Origin of the sequence: Exiguobacterium sp. s166, from assembly GCF_018618855.1 — a bacterium.
GTDB lineage: Bacteria > Bacillota > Bacilli > Exiguobacteriales > Exiguobacteriaceae > Exiguobacterium_A.
Map to the genome: position 1 here is coordinate 42,080 of NZ_JACSMU010000005.1, position 16,556 is coordinate 58,635.

15 protein-coding genes are annotated in these 16,556 nt (G+C 46.0%); 9 read left to right on the forward strand and 6 right to left on the reverse strand.

Features of this window, described 5'->3' with window-relative positions; all coding sequences use genetic code 11:
* Positions 1-13: 13 nt before the first annotated feature.
* The 3 genes from KNP93_RS11690 to KNP93_RS11700 all read right to left on the reverse strand — a co-directional run bounded on the left by KNP93_RS11690 (position 14) and on the right by KNP93_RS11700 (position 3,167).
* Positions 14-280 (reverse strand): hypothetical protein, encoded by a 267-nt coding sequence (locus KNP93_RS11690; RefSeq protein ID WP_131504201.1) that lies wholly within the window; start codon positions 278-280, stop codon positions 14-16.
* A 95-nt stretch (positions 281-375) separates the two neighbouring features.
* Complete coding sequence (gene cshA / locus KNP93_RS11695; RefSeq protein WP_131504202.1) at positions 376-1,974, reverse strand: degradosome RNA helicase CshA; 1,599 nt, start codon at positions 1,972-1,974, stop codon at positions 376-378.
* Between the two features lie 338 nt (positions 1,975-2,312).
* Entirely contained in the window at positions 2,313-3,167 is an 855-nt protein-coding gene (locus tag KNP93_RS11700) for a S1-like domain-containing RNA-binding protein (RefSeq protein WP_114596826.1), read from the reverse strand.
* A gap of 223 nt (positions 3,168-3,390) precedes the next feature.
* Between KNP93_RS11700 and KNP93_RS11705 the strand changes: the two genes are divergently transcribed.
* From KNP93_RS11705 to KNP93_RS11730, 6 genes are all read left to right on the forward strand, one after another.
* Positions 3,391-3,558, forward strand: a complete 168-nt coding sequence (locus KNP93_RS11705) for a hypothetical protein (protein ID WP_012369521.1) — start codon at positions 3,391-3,393, stop codon at positions 3,556-3,558.
* A 123-nt stretch (positions 3,559-3,681) separates the two neighbouring features.
* Positions 3,682-3,987 (forward strand): hypothetical protein, encoded by a 306-nt coding sequence (locus KNP93_RS11710; protein WP_131504203.1) that lies wholly within the window; start codon positions 3,682-3,684, stop codon positions 3,985-3,987.
* Between the two features lie 43 nt (positions 3,988-4,030).
* Positions 4,031-4,288, forward strand: coding sequence for a hypothetical protein (locus KNP93_RS11715; RefSeq protein ID WP_131504204.1), 258 nt, complete (start codon positions 4,031-4,033; stop codon positions 4,286-4,288).
* Between the two features lie 76 nt (positions 4,289-4,364).
* Positions 4,365-5,063, forward strand: coding sequence for a lysophospholipid acyltransferase family protein (locus KNP93_RS11720; protein WP_131973605.1), 699 nt, complete (start codon positions 4,365-4,367; stop codon positions 5,061-5,063).
* Position 5,064: 1 nt separating this feature from the next.
* Positions 5,065-6,966 (forward strand): ABC-F family ATP-binding cassette domain-containing protein, encoded by a 1,902-nt coding sequence (locus tag KNP93_RS11725; protein ID WP_131973606.1) that lies wholly within the window; start codon positions 5,065-5,067, stop codon positions 6,964-6,966.
* 136 nt (positions 6,967-7,102) lie between these two features.
* Positions 7,103-8,896: a diguanylate cyclase domain-containing protein gene (locus KNP93_RS11730; protein ID WP_214855410.1), complete on the forward strand. Its 1,794-nt coding sequence runs from the start codon at positions 7,103-7,105 to the stop codon at positions 8,894-8,896.
* Between the two features lie 57 nt (positions 8,897-8,953).
* Here KNP93_RS11730 and KNP93_RS11735 read toward each other — a convergent pair whose 3' ends face one another.
* The 3 genes from KNP93_RS11735 to KNP93_RS11745 are packed head-to-tail and all read right to left on the reverse strand — an operon-like array spanning position 8,954 to position 11,227.
* Positions 8,954-9,595 (reverse strand): hypothetical protein, encoded by a 642-nt coding sequence (locus KNP93_RS11735; protein ID WP_131504208.1) that lies wholly within the window; start codon positions 9,593-9,595, stop codon positions 8,954-8,956.
* Positions 9,592-10,767, reverse strand: a complete 1,176-nt coding sequence (locus KNP93_RS11740; protein WP_131504209.1) for a DEAD/DEAH box helicase — start codon at positions 10,765-10,767, stop codon at positions 9,592-9,594. Before KNP93_RS11740 ends, KNP93_RS11735 begins: the two co-directional genes overlap by 4 nt.
* A gap of 28 nt (positions 10,768-10,795) precedes the next feature.
* Entirely contained in the window at positions 10,796-11,227 is a 432-nt protein-coding gene (locus tag KNP93_RS11745; RefSeq protein ID WP_131504210.1) for a hypothetical protein, read from the reverse strand.
* 347 nt (positions 11,228-11,574) lie between these two features.
* Here KNP93_RS11745 and pflB point away from each other — a divergent pair, with 347 nt between their 5' ends.
* The 3 genes from pflB to abc-f all read left to right on the forward strand — a co-directional run bounded on the left by pflB (position 11,575) and on the right by abc-f (position 16,524).
* A complete protein-coding gene (pflB, locus tag KNP93_RS11750) occupies positions 11,575-13,824 on the forward strand; it encodes a formate C-acetyltransferase (protein ID WP_131504211.1) in 2,250 nt (749 codons plus the stop codon).
* Between the two features lie 24 nt (positions 13,825-13,848).
* Positions 13,849-14,571 carry a pyruvate formate-lyase-activating protein gene (pflA, locus tag KNP93_RS11755; RefSeq protein ID WP_165871685.1) on the forward strand — a complete coding sequence of 241 codons (723 nt, stop codon included), beginning with the start codon at positions 13,849-13,851 and terminating at the stop codon, positions 14,569-14,571.
* 270 nt (positions 14,572-14,841) lie between these two features.
* Positions 14,842-16,524, forward strand: a complete 1,683-nt coding sequence (abc-f, locus tag KNP93_RS11760; protein WP_214855412.1) for a ribosomal protection-like ABC-F family protein — start codon at positions 14,842-14,844, stop codon at positions 16,522-16,524.
* Positions 16,525-16,556 lie beyond the last annotated feature (32 nt).

The following is a 16,556-nucleotide window of genomic DNA, read 5'->3' on the forward strand; positions in this document are numbered from 1 at the left end:
AGAGGTCCTGTCTTTAAAATAAGGTCGTATCTTTTCTGATTGCGATGTACAGATAAACACCAAATGTCGCTGTAAGATAAATGATGCTGAGGACTCCGTATTGAATGCCGGTCGCCCCGCCCTTGCCAATCGCCAAGACAAGAAAGATAATTCCGCCAAATAACAAAGTCGCCAAAGGAATATAACGGAAGTGCCCTTTTGTCGTCTGTTCACTAATTCGTTTCGTTGCGACGACTAGCACTATCAGACAAATGAATGCCAAAGCGTAGGTAATATACACAAGATTCCGCCCTCTCTATATCGTTCATTGCTCATTTTAGCACGAGATTTCATAAAAAAGAACCGACTTGTCTGTGACAAATCGGTTCAAACTTCTTACTTTTCAAAACGTGGTTTACGTCCGCCACGGTTACGATCACTTTCACTGCGGTTACGACCAGCGTATCCACCTTCACGACGATCTGAAGAAGAAGATGTGCTGCTGCTACGGTTTCCTTCAGAAGGACGACCGCCTTCACGGCGCTCCCCACCACGTGGGTTACTGCCACGGTATCCGCCACTGCTACGGTTAGAAGAAGAACCAGAACCTGATCCACCTTTGTTACCGTAAGGACGACGGTTACCGCCGCCACCGTTGCTACCAAAACGTTTCACACGGATTGGTTCGATTGACGAAATTTGAACTGGCGTTGCATCCGGCTCTTTCGTTAATCCTTTAAGTGCTGCTGAAATCAATTCAACTGCTTCGTACTCTTCAAGAAGTTCCTGAGCGAGTGTTGTATACTCTTGAGCATTTTTCGCTTCTACACGTTTGATTAATTCTTGTGCAGCAAGTTTCAAGTTACCTTCTAGGATTTCATCAAGTGTCGGTGCATGACGACGCGACATTTTTTTGTTTGTAACACGTTCGATCGTTTTGATCTGACCGAATTCACGTGGTGTAACAAAAGTAATCGCTGATCCTGTTTTACCAGCACGACCAGTACGGCCGATACGGTGAACATAGCTTTCCGGATCTTGCGGGACATCAAAGTTATAAACATGTGTAACGCCTGTAATATCAAGACCACGTGCCGCTACGTCTGTAGCTACAAGGATATCGATTGTTCCTTTTTTGAAACGGCGGATAACTTGGTCACGTTTTGCTTGTGTTAAGTCACCGTGTAAACCGTCAGCCGTGTATCCACGTTGGACAAGTCCTTCTGTCATCTCATCAACACGTTTTTTCGTACGACCGAAGATGATTGAGAGTTCCGGAGAATCCGTATCAATCAAGCGGCAAAGCACATCGAATTTTTGGTTTTCTTTTAATTCGATGAATGATTGGTCGATGTTTTCGACAGTCATTTCTTTTGCTTTTACTTTGATGTGAGTCGGAGTCGTCATGAAACGATCTGCGATTTTACGAATCTGCGGCGGCATTGTCGCAGAGAATAAAAGTGTTTGACGAGTCGGCGGAAGTGTACCCAAGATTTTTTCGATATCTTCCACGAATCCCATGTTCAACATTTCATCTGCCTCATCCAAGATAACTGTTTGGACGTGGTCGAGGTTTAATGTTTTACGGTTCATGTGGTCCATTAGACGACCAGGTGTCGCGACGACGATTTGTGGGTTCTTACGAAGCGCACGAATCTGACGGTCGATTTGCTGACCACCGTATACTGGCAAGGCATGAACGCGTTTTACTTCACCAATGCGGTTTAGTTCTTCTGCAACTTGAATCGCAAGTTCACGAGTTGGTGCAAGGATTAATGCTTGGATATGGCGTGATTTTGCGTCAAGACGCTCGATCGTTGGAATACCGAATGCAGCTGTTTTCCCTGTTCCTGTTTGCGCTTGACCGATTAAGTCAACGCCGCTAAGACCGACTGGAATTGTTTCTGCTTGGATTGGAGTTGCTTCTTCAAAGCCCATTTTTAGGACACCTTTGATAAGTGCCTCACTAAGATTTAATTCACGAAATGTTGTCAATGCTAAATACTCTCCTTTGTCATATGAAAAGCGTCTGCCACTAAACAGACGCTACCGTAACGAATACAATCGACTACCTATTATAGCAGAACCTCTTCCTTAAAGATAGGGGCTATTTCTGCGTATAATAATGTTTAGGGAAGTCACCATCATAATCGTTGCCATAAGGGCGAGGGAAAGGCATGATGCCCGGACCGTACAACGCTCGAATTCGCGCCGCTTGCCCCCACTAGTGATGGGGTTTTATTTGGAAATGGTCGCCGGTAAGTACCAGCCGCAACCACCAAAATGATGAATTCCTAACTATTTATTCGAAACGTAGGCTTAAGTTGGTCAACTTATTTCGTTAACCGAATACCCGTTTCATGTTTTTCTATTTTTTTGTCTTTCAACAATCGACCTAAAGCACGTTTGAAGGCAGCCTTACTTAGGCCAAATACCTCATCAATCGTCTCAGGAGGTGTCTTATCACCATACGCCATCTGACCGTCATGTTCAAGAAGATGATTCATGATTAAATCCGCATCGATGTCGATTGCCTCGTGAGCACGTGGTCTTGCTGAAAGTAATACTGTACCATCTGGCTTCACATTTGTCACCCGTAATTTCATAACTTCTCCAAGTCGCGGCCAGCGTTCCATCTCTTGTTCATGGAGAAAACCAATCGTCTGTTCATTGACCCAGACGTTTACACCAGGGTCCCGTTGAGCAAAAACAAGCCCTTCAACGTCCATGTTATTCCACTCTTCCGGTGCCGGTTTTGCCTGTAAGTTGAAATAAGCATACGGAGCGGGATCTCCGAGTAAACGAAGTTTCTGGTCATGCTTCAGGCGGATATAAAGCTGATCTCCTTCTTCCGGCCAGAATGTCCGGCGTTGTGGCAAATCATCGAGTGATACTAACACGTCTTTTTGAATTCCGATATTGGCGAATACACCTGTATTGTAACGCGTGCCGTTGATCGTCGTTTTGACGTAATCTTCAAATGACGCTTCTGGAATCGTCATCGAAGAGGCGAGTCGTCCTTCATTGTCCTGATAAAGAAAGACCTCTACTTCTTCATCAAGTTCCAGTTTTTTCGTTTGTTCATTATTATGAAGTAAGATGTCCTCTTCCCCGTTGCTTAAGAAAACACCAAACTCTGCTTCTCGTTCTACTTTTAATGTGACAACCTGTCCTGCGCGTAATGCCATGAGTGGTCATCTCCCTTCTGTCGTTTCCATCATTTTTTCCCGGTTTCTGCGTATCACCTATCATACTATACTCTTTTTCCTCCCCTCTCTGACATGAAGCAAAAGTGAACAAATATGACATTTTTGTGAACGGTTCTGATTTGAGTGATTTTTTTGAAAAAAAGAGATATGATAAAACAATAGGAAAAAGAAGGTTTAGTTTAGTTAAATATGGGGGAAAAACATGTTTCATAACATTCAATCGCGTTCTTTCGCAAGACGCTTCACAAAAACATTGGTATTTGCTTTTTTTGCGTTCCTCGCAACGATCGGAATCGTCTTTGCAGAAGGTTCGAACAGTACAGATCTGTCTCCAAAGACACCTGCACTCCAACATATCGATACTCCATAAAATCTACACTAAGCGTGTGGATTTTTTTATTTTTCCCGAAGTTTCACAGGGTGATACAGGAAATCCTGGTTTTACCACGAATTCCTTTAAAGATGTATATCATCTAAACAAGGAGGGCATGTCATGTGGTTTTACCTTTTCACGACGTTTACGGGTCTCATCAGTACATATTTGAGCTATACGACCGGCTATTATACAGATTCAATCGGTGTATTCGTTTTCACACTTGCCATCTGCTTATCGCTCTCTTCTTTCAGACAACTCATTCGGACATCTCACCAGTCTTATCATGAATATGTGCAACACCGTCGAGTCAAAAAGCAGTATGAACGGATGAAAAAGCGGGAACAATCGTATCAATTATCTTACGAGCAACGGGAATCCATTCCACCACTTGCATTATCAGCGACAGAACAGCATGATAAATAAAGAACCGCTTTAACTTCGTATTACTAGGAGGAACTGAGTCACTATGAATGAAATTCCCTTATCCAACGGTTGGACCCTTCGTTACTCGCCTGTCATCGACCTGTGGTTAAAAGAAGACGGTGTCTTGCTTGTCGATCACGAAGATAAGGTCCGACTGACATTAATCCTTGACGAGGAAACGATGGAAATCAAACAGATTGATAATACTAACGCCTCTTTCTCGATTAATCCGACGACCCGTCGCTTGACGTTTGAACTTGGAGAGACCGAAGAAGAGTCGGAACCTCGTTATTGGGAATGATGACGAAGACTGGGTGCGATACCCGGTCTTTTTTTGTACAATAATAATGAAAGTAGAAAAGGAGTCTGATGCCACTATGTTACGCACAATCATCTGGTTCATATTTTTCGGACTGGTTCTACCCCTTACATTACCGTTTCTCCCGGGGGCAAAACGTCGAACACACGCTGCACGATATGTATACACACAAAAAGTTGCCCATGCCTGGGCAAACTCACTGCTCCGTCTTGCCGGAGTCAAAGTCCGGATGACCGGTCAGGAAAACATTCCGGCCGATCAACCGGTTGTTTTTATCGCCAATCACCAAGGAAATTTTGATGTTCCGATTCTACTCGGGAAAATTGATAAACCAAAAGCGTTCATCTCAAAAATCGAAGTTAATAAGATTCCCATCGTCAATGTCTGGATGAATCTGATGGGATGTGTCATGATTGACCGCAAAGATCGACGACAATCGTTAAAGGCCATCCGGGCCGGAATCGAGACGATTAAAGATGGTCAGTCGATGATTATTTTTCCGGAAGGCACACGTTCTAAAGGCGGTCCTGTCGCCGAGTTCAAGGCAGGGAGTTTTACACTGGCCACATCCAGTGGTGCACTTGTCGTTCCGATTGCGATTTCGGGCAGTTATCGTGTCATGGAGGAAACCGGACGCATTCGTCCGGCGACCGTCGATGTTACGATTCTAAAACCGATTGATCCTAAATCATTGTCGCAAAAAGAATTAGTCGTTCTCGTCGAACAGCAAATCAAGGAAATTGTAGAAGGAGTCTGACATGTTACTTAAAGTCGATCAACTAAAAAAAGAATTTGCCGATAAAATCGTATTCGAAGACGTGACGTTTTCCGTCAGTCCCGGTGACCGGATTGGAATCATCGGTGTCAACGGTACAGGAAAATCAACGTTACTCCATATATTAGCCGGACAAGAAACACCGGACGCAGGTGAGCTTCAACATCCGAATGATTACCGGATCCGTCTGCTGTCCCAGTCAACGGATTATCCGGAAGATCAAACGGTCATGCAAGTCTTGTTATCCGGTAATACCCCCACTATCAATGCACTTCGCCATTATGAGGTTGCGCGCCTGGCGCTTGAACAAGACCCGAGCAATGAAACGTTATTGACACGGTTCATCAGTGCACAAACAGAAATTGATGCTGCCAATGCCTGGGATACAGAATCCCGTCTCAAAATGATTTTAAACAAACTCGGTATCACGAATCTTGAAGCGACTATCGGTTCGTTGTCAGGCGGACAACGCAAGCGTGTCGGACTGGCTGAAGCATTGCTCGACGAAGCTGATCTCTTGCTACTCGATGAGCCGACCAATGAACTCGATGCCGAGACGATTACTTGGCTCGAGTCACAAATCAAGGAATACCGCGGGGCGATCTTACTCATCACCCATGATCGCTACTTCTTGAACCGTGTCACGAACCACATGATGGAAATCGCGAATGGAACAGCCTACTTCTATGTCGGTAATTATGAATCGTTCTTAGAAAAGCGTGCGGAACGCCGGGAACGGACTGCCTCTATGGAGGAAAAACGTCAAAATATTCTCCGCCGGGAACTCGCCTGGTTACGTCGCGGAGCGAAAGCACGGACAACGAAACAAAAAGCACGGATCCAGCGTGTCGATGCCTTGCAGGAACTTTCATACGAAGAAGACGAAGCATCACTCGAAGTTCAGGTCGGTTCAACACGACTCGGCAAAAAAGTCATCGAGGCTGTTGATGTCAAGCATCAGTTTGGCGACCGGACGTTGTTCAGCGACTTTAATTGGCTATTCGGTCGTAAGGAAAGATACGGAATCGTCGGCCGCAACGGGAGCGGCAAGTCCACTTTATTATCCATCCTTGCCAAACGTCTAGAATCGACGAGCGGTGACATTATTCATGGCGAAACCGTCAAAGTCGGATTCTACGGCCAGTTCGCAGAATTCAGTCACCCTAACCGGCGCGTCATTGAAGAAGTCGAACGGATTGCCCAAGTCATCACGACGTTGGACGGTCAAGAAATCACAGCCGGTCAGATGTTGGAACAATTTTTATTTAAGCCAGAAGCACAATATAAACCAATCGGTAAATTATCCGGTGGTGAAAAACGACGGTTAAAACTGCTGACCATCCTGATGGATGAACCAAATGTTCTGTTCCTTGACGAGCCGACCAACGATTTGGATACGGAAACATTATCCGTATTGGAAGATTACCTCGATTCGTTCCCCGGAACGGTCATCACGGTCAGTCATGATCGCTATTTCCTCGACCGTGTCGTGAATCGGTTATTGGCATTCGAAAACGGCGAGATCGTGTCTTATTATGGTCAATACACTGATTATTTGGAGCAACGGGAACTCCCGTCTACGACTATCGAAACTGTGCCTGTCGTCAAAGACGCTACACCTGTCGAGACACCGCCTGCCGAGACTCCTAAGAAATTGAGTTATCAAGAACAACTCGACTGGAAAACGATTGAGTCTCAAATTGAAGAAGCCGAACTTCATGCCGAATCCCTTGAACAGAAGCTGGCTTCTTCCGGGAGTGATTTAGGTCAGGTCAACGATCTCTATCAACAAATCGAACAGGCGAAAGCAAAAGTCGATCAGTTGATGGAATACTGGACATACCTGTCCGAAAAAGTGGAAGCGTACGAAAGCTACAAAAAGTAATCCTGCCTTTTTATAAATCGTATCCTTTCGTCAACATGACGGACGGATACGATTTATTTTTTTGAATCACATGAACCGGACAAAAGCAGTGTATGATGAGAAAAAGACAGACCAATTCATGTGAGGAGGCAGTTTCGTGCAGCAATCTCCCTATTTCATAAAATGGTTTCCACCCTTACTGATCATTTCCACGGTCTTGATGGTAATTGCTTCTGCAAACGAATCGATTCCAAATCTTATCGTTGAGCAAATCCTACAATACCTATCGTTGGTATTGATTACTTTTTTTATCCTGGTCGCCTATAAAAAAGAACAGCTTCTGATCGTTCCAAGACGAAATTTTTGGTTGTTCACTCTTGGCTCTTTATGTTTATCTGTCATCGGATCGATCTTAGAAACAATTCATTTATTCAGTCCTGCTGAAAGCTTTTCCGGACTCTACAGCATGGTCTTGTTTTCGTTGTCCCATTACTTGTTTTTATATGCTATTTTTTACCGGATTGCATCTAAAAAAAGTTTTGGTCAACACCTCTTGGCTTTTATGGATGCCATCATTTTGGTCATTTTTTTCGCACTTGTTGCGTTTCATATTCTGAATGAACTGGTTAATCCTGCAGTCAATCCGTTTCCATACTCACTTGTCGTCATCATCAACACGTCACTCGGTTTGTTCGTCTTCTTTTATTTTTTCTTTATCCAGGACACGCATTGGGTATCACGAACAACTTTGCTTCTGCTCTTTTTATCAATTTTCATTCGTGGAATTTACGAAATATCATCCGTCTACTTTCCGGCGTTCACGATGCAGTATCTGATTTTCTCACCAATTCTTATCCGTTTGGCCCAAAGTGCGGCCATCCTTTGGCACATTGATCACATCTTTGAAGGGACTAACAAATCATCTATCGTCCAACGCGCTTGGCTACCGTTGTTATCTTTGCCGTTATTCTTTCATTATTTCCTCGATGAAGACGGACAAAAACGGGATGTCTTTGTCATCTTATTGTTATTGATTGTCCGCCAAATTTTCATCACACGGCAACATACATCCATCGTCCATCAGTTAGATACCCGGAATGAGCAGTTGGCGATACGGGTTGAGCGGCGAACAGAACAAATTAAAGCAAGTGAACAACAAGTCATCCCATTGTTCCTCGGACACCCTGACCCCATCGTTCGTTTTAATAAGCTTCAAGAACCCATTTTTGCGAATCGGGCTGCTCAACGAATTTTGGGTCTCCCCGCCATGACAATTGATCATTTGACAGATAAATTAAAACATGTTCAGACTGCCTTGAAAACGAAAAAAAATCATTATCAAAATGAAGCGAATCAACAATTCGAATTGATTCTGATTCCTATCAAGATAGCCGATACTGCCGTTGGTCACTTCCTGATTCTCCATGATGTGACAGAGCGAATGGCACGACAACAGCAAATCGAATACCATGCCTATCATGATGGATTGACGCCCATCGGCAATCGCCGTTCTTTAGAAAAAATGTTTAATGAAAAAACATCTAACTTGAATTATCTGGCTTTGATTGACTTGGACGGCTTCAAACAAATTAATGACACGTACGGCCATGAAACCGGAGACTATATCTTGATAGAAGTGGCACGACGTCTTGCGTCCGAATTATCCGCCGACGAATCCGTCTACCGGCTTGGCGGGGATGAATTTGCTTTACTGACCTCGGCGAAGGATGAAGTTTCCTTAAGACGACGCTGTAAAGTCTTTTTGAATCAGCTGTCGAAACCCTATCATTATCGCGGAGAACTGCTACGCGTTTCTGCCAGTGTCGGCGTCGCACGCCACGATCCGGAAACTGATTTAGAACAATGGCTCAAACAGGCCGATTTAGCAATGTATCGTGTGAAACATCAAGATAAAAATGGGGTTAGGATTTATCGTTCCGAGATTGAATGAGTGTACCTGTCCAAAAAAACCGGCCCTTCCGTAAACATTCGGAAAGGCCGGTTTTGATTATTCTGGACGTGGTGCGATGTTTCCTTCTTCAATATCGAGTAATAAATCAATCAACTCGGCACAAAATTCGGGATACTGACGTAACAAGGCATCTTCTCCTACTTCGTCTACGAAATCAGCTAAAAGAATCCGGACTTCCGGAACTAATGCTTTGGCGACTTTCATGTAAGCAATCGCAAAACGCCATTTCCCCGAGATATAAAGAAGTTTACCGACCAACAAATCACCGGGCTCGACTTCAATTTCTGCTAACTCCGTCTGATACGTCTGTTTTGACATGATGTCGACGACCCGCTCTTCCTCAACAAGAAACAACGAGGGAACCGGATCCGCCAAACCTCTCAGCGCACGGTACAGACTCGGTGACATGTCTTCCTTGACCTGTTCTAAAAAACGGCCGTGCGGCGTTTTCCCTTGTTCATCGGTTTCATAGAAAATTGCCCAATCTACGAATAAATCACGGAACAGTTCAGCGTCTTTCAAATACCAACGTCCTTCCGTTGCGATTTCTTCGATGAAGGCCACCCAGTCTGTACTTCTGGCCGTTGCGGCTTCTTGATACATCTTCTTAAGCGCCGTATTCATCTCCGCTTCCGATACGGTCGTTGGAAAAGGGATTATTTTTCGCTCGCTTTTCATCGTGTCGGTCCTTTCCGGTGTGGGTTCGCCGGTCGTTTGATTGTTTCGGGTTCCGTGTGTTCCCGTTTCGGAATCACTTCGCCACGATAAATTTCCATCTCTTCCATTTCCACACCCATTTGCTTAGTCAGGGTCTTCAGGTGTTTCAAATCGTGATCCGTGACAAGGGCAAGAACCATACCAGATGCATTCCCGCGTCCTGTCCGTCCAGAACGGTGAACGAAATCATCGAATGACTCAGGTAAATCATAATGGACGACATGGGTAACCGCCTCGATGTCGAGGCCACGAGCTGCGAGGCCCGTCGTCACGAGCAATGGGAACTCGCCCCGTTTATACGAACGGAGTGTCTCCATCCGTTCCCGTTTTCCTTTTTCGGCGTCAAGAATGCGGTATTTTAATGAGAATTTACTGAGTTCGCCGTTTAACGGTCCAAGGAATGAGCGGTTATTGATGAACGTCAATACTTTCGCTCCCTGCATGTTCGCCAGGCGACGCAAGTATTCCGGTTTAAGACGGCGTGACATTTCGATATAACCGAATTTCACTTGCGTACTCATGACACGTTCTACTTTAATCCGTGCAGGCTCGTTCGCAAATAATGTTTTTCCCCATTCAGCTGTTCGTTCTGGCAATGTCGCCGAGATAAAGGCCAGCTGACGATCCCGCAGTGCACTGTTGGCAATTCGTGTTGCCGACGCGCTCATGCCGCTCTCATAAATTTGATCGGCTTCATCTAAAACTATCAGTTTTACTTTATGCATCTTCATTTTTTTAGAATCAATCAGTTCGACGAGTCGTCCCGGGGTTCCGACGATGATTTGCGGTTTTTTCTTCAATCGTTCATGCTGGCGTTTGAGTTCGACGCCACCAATGAAGGCACCTGATTTTATGCCGCTTCCTTGCGAAAACAGTTGAATGACTTGATGGATCTGCATGACCAGTTCACGTGTCGGTGCTGTAATCACGACTTGGATATGCGGTTCATTTTCATCAATCAATTCTAATGCAGGAATGACATATGCTAATGTTTTCCCGGTCCCGGTCGGTGCTTCGACCAAAACATCTTTTCTTTCGCGTAATAATGGAATCGCCTGTTCTTGAACCGGCATCATTTTTTCGAAGCGGGCGCGTTCCCATGCTTCTGTAATAAAAGGTTTCATAAAGTCCATAACGTGTATTCTCCTACTCTCTTCTGCATCATTCTGTGACATATTCAAATTGATCGGTCGTTTCGTCACGCAGACCACGTAACGTTTGTGTGTATTCGTTCCCTGCGTCGATGAGCCGGATGTGATATACCACTTCCTGGTCATTCTTTATTTCTTCCGTCAAAATATCAAACCCTTGAATGACCCGGTCTTGAAGTTCATCCGCCAGTTTCGGAAACTGACTGAGCACCGGGTAATCGGATCGGACATCATTCGGGCGACGAATCAGCTTCACCAAGTATTTTTCTTTATATCCGATGAAGTCTTCAAAATCAAAGTCATCTTCAAAACGAATCCAAAAGCCGTCTTCCTCAAACTCCGTAATCATTCCCGTTCGCGGTGTTCCTTCAGTCGATACTTTTAACGTCACCCAATCACCTGCTCTATAATCGGCACGGTCTTCCAACATCGAAAAATCCATTTTATGCACCTCCACGGTCTATATTCCCTTTTTCATTGTCAACGATACGTCATAAAAATACAAGATAACCCGGTGTGACTTTTATCACGATTCGAACTGTCTTGTTTAGATACATATAAAAATAGTGATACAGAATTTAAAATATGGCTTTATTTCGCCCTTTTTCTGTTTTTTAAGCATATTCCAATCACTGGTACACATTTAACGGATTCCTTATGTACCAACGTTTTTCAAGTCCTTTACGCTTTCACCGGGATGTAAAACTCTTCCCCCCTAATGTTTGTTACACTATTCACATAGGGGATGTATCTTGGACTGTTCACCTTAAAAACAAAGGAGTGTTCGTGATGTTACTTGAAAAAACACCAGCATGGCAACAATTCGAAACAGGCGCATGGAACAATCAAATTGACGTAGCTGATTTCATCCGTCGAAACCGGACAGAATACCGGGGAGACGATCAGTTTCTTGCAGGACCAACCGTGGCTACGGAAACACTGTGGCAACAAATCATGAATTTAACAAGTGAAGAACGTTCACGTGGTGGCGTCTATGCCGTCGATGCTTCGATACCTTCAACGATTCTGTCACACGGTCCAGGATACCTCAACCGCGAACTCGAACAAATCGTCGGTCTGCAAACCGACGAACCATTTAAACGTTCCATTCATCCGAACGGCGGGATTCGAATGGTCAATGATGCTTTAGAAGCCTATGGTTTCCAAGCCGATCCCCTCGTAACAAAAACATTTAGTGAATATCGTAAAACACATAATCAAGGCGTGTTCGATGCTTATACGCCTGAAATGCGTGCTGCCCGTAAAGCGGGTATCATCACAGGTCTTCCGGATGCCTATGGACGCGGTCGGATTATCGGAGACTATCGCCGTGTTGCGCTGTACGGTACAGCCTTCTTGATTGCAGGACGGAAACAAGATTTAAAAGACCGCGGCGGCTTCTTATCCGAATCGATGATCCGGGACCGTGAAGAGATGAACGAACAAATTCGGGCGTTACAAGAACTGACCGAGCTCGGTCAACGTTATGACTGCGACTTATCCCGTCCGGCGGAAACCGCCCAAGAAGCGTTCCAATGGGTGTACCTTGCTTACCTCGCTGCAATCAAAGAACAAAATGGGGCTGCGATGTCACTCGGCCGCGTCTCGACGTTCCTTGATATCTATATCGAACGCGATTTACAGTCAGGACGTTTGACGGAACAGACTGCCCAGGAACTTGTCGATCATTTTGTCATGAAGCTGCGAATCGTCAAATTCCTCCGGACACCGGACTACAATGATTTATTCTCCGGTGATCCGACCTGGGTCACGGAATCAATCGGCGGGATGAGTGAGGACGGTCGCTCCAACGTGACAAAAAGTTCGTTCCGCTTCCTGCAGACACTTGTCAATCTCGGTCCGGCTCCAGAACCGAATCTGACGGTCCTCTGGTCCACACAACTACCGCGCGGCTTTAAAGAATTTTGTGCCAAGATGTCGATTCTCTCCAGTTCGATCCAGTATGAAAATGATGATCTGATGTTGCCGATTTATGGCGACGACTACGGCATCGCGTGCTGTGTTTCCGCCATGAAAATCGGGAAGCAAATGCAATTTTTCGGAGCACGGGCGAACTTAGCAAAAGCATTGCTCTATACGTTAAACGGCGGCATGGATGAAAAACTTAAAATTCAAGTTGCTCCAAAGACGAACTTGATTTTAGATGATGTCTTAGATTATGAAACGGTCATGGCTGCTTACGACCGTCAGCTTGACTGGTTGGCGGAACTCTATGTCAATACATTGAACGTCATTCACTTCATGCATGATAAATACAGTTACGAACGCATCGAAATGGCGTTGCACGATCCGGAAATCTTACGGACGATGGCTTGCGGTATCGCCGGACTCTCTGTCGTGGCCGACAGCCTGTCCGCCATTCGTTACGCTAAAGTCTCCCCGATTCGTGATGCTGACGGAATTGCGGTTGATTTTAAAATCGAAGGTGACTTCCCGAAATTCGGAAATAATGATGAACGGGTCGATCAGATGGCGGTTGATCTCGTCAAACTGTTTATGGAAAAAATCCGGAAACATCCGACGTACCGTGATGCTTTACCGACTCAATCCGTCTTGACGATTACTTCAAATGTCGTCTACGGCAAAAAAACCGGCAATACGCCGGACGGACGACGTGCTGGTGAACCATTCGCACCGGGAGCCAATCCAATGCATGGTCGGGATACGAAGGGTGCCGTCGCCGCATTGACTTCCGTCGGGAAATTACCGTATGAACATGCCCTTGACGGCATTTCCTACACGTTCTCCATCGTCCCGAAAGCACTGGGGAAAGATGAACCGACACGAATTCGAAATACAGTCGGACTGCTTGACGGCTACATGGGCGGAACTACTTCAAAAGGACATCACTTAAACGTCAATGTCTTCGACCGGGAGACATTACTCGATGCGATGGAACATCCGGAACTTTATCCCCAATTGACGATCCGCGTTTCCGGTTACGCCGTCAACTTCATCAAGTTGACCCGCGAACAGCAAATCGACGTCATCAACCGGACGTTCCACGGTGCACTTTAACTGAAAGAAAGGACTGAAATGGCTATGACAATCGGAACGATTCATTCTGTTGAATCCTGCGGCACGGTCGACGGACCGGGTATTCGCTTCATCGTCTTCACGCAAGGCTGTCCTTTACGTTGCCAATACTGCCACAATGCGGATACGTGGGAATTCGGATGTGGTCGTTCCGTCTCGGCAACGGAAATCATTGAAGAAGCGGAAAGTTACCGATCATTTTTTGAAGCAACAGGCGGTGGTATCACATTTTCCGGCGGAGAACCCCTTGCCCAACCGGAATTTTTGGAAGCAGCACTTCGGGAAGCAAAACAAAAAGGCTTGCATACCGTCATCGATACAGCCGGTTCGGTCGTCCCTAAAAATATCGACCGGATTCTCGATTACACGGATCTCGTGTTACTCGACATTAAGCATATTGATGATGCGACCTGCCGGATTCTGACGGGGCGCAGTAATGCCAATACGCTTGCCTTTGCCAAACGGTTGGCAGAACGGAACATTCCCGTCTGGATCCGCCACGTTCTCGTGCCCGGTTTGACGATGACGGAGACGTTCCTGCGCCAGACCGGTGAATTCATCCGGACACTCGGTAATGTCGAACGGATCGAAGTACTTCCTTATCATCAGCTTGGCGTCTACAAATGGGAAGCGCTCGGTCTCGATTATCCATTAGCGGATGTTCTGCCGCCAAATCCAGAGGAAGCTGCTGCGGCTCAAGTATTGCTTGATTCTTACTTGTCTTGCTGACGACAAGTTGCTACACTGAACACATAGTCTATGAATAGGAGGTACAATACCGAAATGAAGCATTCACTCGCTACTGTCTAATGATGAAAGAATTCATCACTTTCGCAATGAGTTGCGGATGACTGACGCTACGAGTCTGCTCATTTTCGGTATTTCCGTCATTCGGAATATACCTTCTTTGATCTGCCCTCCTGCACACCATCCGCTCGCTTTCGGATGGTGTGTTTTCATTTCATCAATGCTGAAATGAACCCAAAAGGAGCTGAACATATGCCTGCAGAAATCTTATCTTTTCATGATGTACGCTTTGATCTTCCACAACAGACGTTGTTTCAACACGTGTCATTTTCCATCCGTCCCGGTGAGCATATTGCTTTGGTCGGTTCCAATGGTGTCGGTAAAACGACACTCTTCCAGCTGATTTTAAAACAGCTTCAGCCGACGGAAGGAAACATCTTCCGCGGCTATACGAACGTTGGACATGTCGCCCAACATCTCACTTCCAGTACACCGGCCATTCGGCTTGTTGAACAGGCTGACCGAGTACGTTACGAAGCAAGGGAAGCGGCTCTCCACTCATCGTCACTCGAAAACTACCAAGCTGCGCTCGATCTCGATGCTTTTTCACTTGAGACAGACGCCGCTCGGGCGTTAAAAGAAGTGCAATTGCCGGAACACGTCTGGACACACCCATTCGATACACTGAGCGGCGGCGAGCAGACACGCATTCAACTCGCCTGCCTGTTGGTCCAACAGCCGGATTTCATTCTGCTCGACGAACCGACCAATCACTTGGACTCGGATACGCTGGATTGGTTGATTCACTGGATGCATCAAACGCCGCTTACCATCCTGTATGTGTCACATGAGCGGGCTTTTATCGATGCGACAGCCGAGGCTGTCCTTGAACTGACTCCGAGTCAGGCAACGCGGTATAAAGGAAACTACCAAGCGTATTGTGAGCAAAAAGAACAGGAACGCCTGACGCAGGAACGCGAGTATGAAAAGCAGGAAAAAACGCGAAAGGAACTCAAACGGATGATTACCCAGTATCAAAATTGGCATCAGCAAGCTGTCGCTCACGCCAGTGAACGGAATCCTTACGCCAAGAAAAAAGCAGCAAAACAAGCTAAAAAATTTAAGGCGAAAGAAAAACAACTCGAGCAGGTGCTCGACCGCCGTGTCGCTAAACCGGAATCCCCGTCCTCCGTTCATGTAGCCTTTGAAGCGGCATCGTTTGCCGCCAAGCAGTTGCTTGCACTGGACGCCGTTTCCTTTTCGTACGATGACCGGACATTGTTTCAAAAACTGAGTTTTTCCATACAACAAGGCGACCGGATTGCCGTCATCGGTCGGAATGGTTCCGGCAAGACGACTTTGCTCCGGCTAATTCGAGGGGAGCTCAACCCGACGGAAGGAACGGTGACACGCCATCCTGCTCTGACAGTCGGTTACTTTTCGCAGGCACTTGCGGATTTACCGACTTCCGGCTCTCTGCTCGACACGTTGATGCAGGAAACGACGATTTCTGAGACCGATGCCCGGACGCTGCTCGCTTGTTTTCTATTTCGCCGGGATCAGGTATATAAACCAATTACTGAAGCAAGCATGGGTGAACGGTGCCGGATTGCGTTCTTACGCCTTTACTTTTCCGGTGCCCGTCTGTTGATTCTCGATGAGCCGACCAACTACCTTGATTTGACGACCCGCGAACAAATCGAAGCCGCCCTCGATGTCTTTCCGGGTGAATTGTTGTTCGTATCACATGACCGTTACTTTAACGACCGTCTTTCGAACCGGACCATCTCGCTCGATCCACATGAACATGCGACCGTTCATCCGGTCGGGACAAAACAATTGCGCGAACAGCAGCCGAGTGACATTGAGGTCATTCAAAATGATTTGAAACGTCTTGAAGATTTGACGGGTACGATCGATTTTGACCGTGATTAAAGATCTTTTCAACAAAAGGAACGACACCTTCT

Bases quoted from the DNA above. Each gene is read 5' to 3' on its own strand.
- KNP93_RS11700 (WP_114596826.1), bottom strand. From the start codon at position 3,167: ATGGCATTACGCGCAGGACAGGTTGTCACATTAAAAGTAGAACGAGAA.
- KNP93_RS11705 (WP_012369521.1), top strand. From the start codon at position 3,391: ATGTTTCATAACATTCAATCGCGTTCTTTCGCAAGACGCTTCACAAAA.
- KNP93_RS11710 (WP_131504203.1), top strand. From the start codon at position 3,682: ATGTGGTTTTACCTTTTCACGACGTTTACGGGTCTCATCAGTACATAT.
- KNP93_RS11715 (WP_131504204.1), top strand. From the start codon at position 4,031: ATGAATGAAATTCCCTTATCCAACGGTTGGACCCTTCGTTACTCGCCT.
- KNP93_RS11720 (WP_131973605.1), top strand. From the start codon at position 4,365: ATGTTACGCACAATCATCTGGTTCATATTTTTCGGACTGGTTCTACCC.
- KNP93_RS11725 (WP_131973606.1), top strand. From the start codon at position 5,065: ATGTTACTTAAAGTCGATCAACTAAAAAAAGAATTTGCCGATAAAATC.
- KNP93_RS11735 (WP_131504208.1), bottom strand. From the start codon at position 9,595: ATGAAAAGCGAGCGAAAAATAATCCCTTTTCCAACGACCGTATCGGAA.
- KNP93_RS11740 (WP_131504209.1), bottom strand. From the start codon at position 10,767: ATGGACTTTATGAAACCTTTTATTACAGAAGCATGGGAACGCGCCCGC.
- KNP93_RS11745 (WP_131504210.1), bottom strand. From the start codon at position 11,227: ATGGATTTTTCGATGTTGGAAGACCGTGCCGATTATAGAGCAGGTGAT.
- pflB (WP_131504211.1), top strand. From the start codon at position 11,575: ATGTTACTTGAAAAAACACCAGCATGGCAACAATTCGAAACAGGCGCA.
- pflA (WP_165871685.1), top strand. From the start codon at position 13,849: ATGACAATCGGAACGATTCATTCTGTTGAATCCTGCGGCACGGTCGAC.
- abc-f (WP_214855412.1), top strand. From the start codon at position 14,842: ATGCCTGCAGAAATCTTATCTTTTCATGATGTACGCTTTGATCTTCCA.